Annotated in this window: 1 protein-coding gene; it reads right to left on the bottom strand. The window is 63.5% G+C overall.

Features of this window, described 5'->3' with window-relative positions; all coding sequences use genetic code 11:
* On the bottom strand, positions 1–1650 hold a 1650-nt coding region (locus tag AC3WTM_RS29455; RefSeq protein ID WP_492587681.1), incomplete at both ends, for an immunoglobulin-like domain-containing protein.

Raw genomic sequence — 1650 nt, 5'->3', positions numbered from 1 at the left:
TCAGTCACGGTGGTCGGGCCGGTGTAAACGTCGTTACCCACCGTCACCGGCAGGCTGCCGGAGCTCTGGCCTTCGGCGATGGTGATGACCTTGCCGCTGTCGAGGGTCACGGTGACTGGACCGTTCTGCGCGGTGACCGGGGCACCGTTCTTGTCGGTCAGGGTGGCGGTGTAAGTGATGGTGCCGTTTTCATTCACGCTCGGGGTGGCGGTCAGGGTCACGGTGGTGGTGTCGTTGACGTCATTGACCGTAGTTTGCACCGGGGTCTTGATCGGGTTGATCGCTTCCAGATTGCCGCCGTCGGCCGACGTAATCGACTCGGTCACGGTGGTTGGACCGGTGTAAACGTCATTGCCCACCGTCACCGGCAGGCTGCCGGAGCTCTGGCCTTCGGCAATGGTGATCACCTTGCCGCTGTCGAGGGTCACGGTGACCGGGCCGTTCTGCGCGGTGACCGGTTTGCCCTGGGCATCGGTCAGCGTCGCGGTGTAGGTGATGGTGCCGTTCTCGTCCACGCTCGGCGTGGCGGTCAGGGTCACGGTGGTGGTGTCGTTGACATCGTTGACCGTGGTGGTGACTGGCGTTGTGTTTGGCGACACCAATTCCAGGTTGCCGCCGTCAGCCGACTTAATCGACTCGGTGACGGTGGTTGGACCTTGGTAGACGTCGTTGCCGACGGTGACCGGCAGGCTGCCGGAGCTCTGGCCTTCGGCGATGGTGATGACCTTGCCGCTGTCCAACGTCACGGTCACTGGACCGTTCTGCGCGGTCACTGGTTTGCCCTGGGCATCGGTCAGCGTGGCGGTGTAAGTGATGGTGCCGTTCTCGTCCACGCTCGGGGTGGCGGTCAGGGTCACGGTGGTGGTGTCGTTGACGTCGTTGACCGTGGTTTGCACCGGGGTCTTGATCGGGTTGATCGCTTCGAGGTTGCCGCCGACCGCGTCCTTGATGGATTCGGTGACGGTGGTTGGACCTTGGTAGACGTCGTTGCCGACGGTGACCGGCAGGCTGCCGGAACTCTGGCCTTCGGCAATGGTGATCACCTTGCCGCTGTCGAGGGTCACGGTGACTGGACCGTTTTGCGCGGTGACCGGGGCGCCGTTCTTGTCGGTCAGCGTGGCGGTGTAGGTAATGGTGCCGTTTTCGTCCACGCTCGGGGTGGCGGTCAGGGTCACCGTGGTGGTGTCGTTGACGTCATTGACTGTGGTGGTGACTGGCATTGTGTTTGGCGACACCAATTCCAGGTTGCCGCCGTCAGCCGACTTAATCGACTCGGTCACGGTGGTTGGACCGGTGTAAACGTCGTTACCCACCGTCACCGGCAGGCTGCCGGAGCTCTGGCCTTCGGCGATGGTGATGACCTTGCCGCTGTCGAGGGTCACGGTCACCGGACCGTTTTGCGCGGTGACCGGGGCGCCGTTCTTGTCGGTCAGCGTGGCGGTGTAGGTAATGGTGCCGTTCTCGTCCACGCTCGGCGTGGCGGTCAGGGTCACGGTGGTGGTGTCGTTGACGTCGTTGACCGTGGTTTGCACCGGGGTCTTGATCGGGTTGATCGCTTCGAGGTTGCCGCCGGCTGCATCCTTGATGGATTCAGTCACGGTGGTCGGGCCGGTGTAAACGTCGTTACCCACCGTCACCGGCAGGCTGCCG

This window comes from Pseudomonas sp. EU05-FHT14B02, assembly GCF_058791055.1.
The sequence above is the reverse complement of the archived record's forward strand: the minus strand, read 5'-3'. Positions and strand labels throughout refer to the sequence as shown.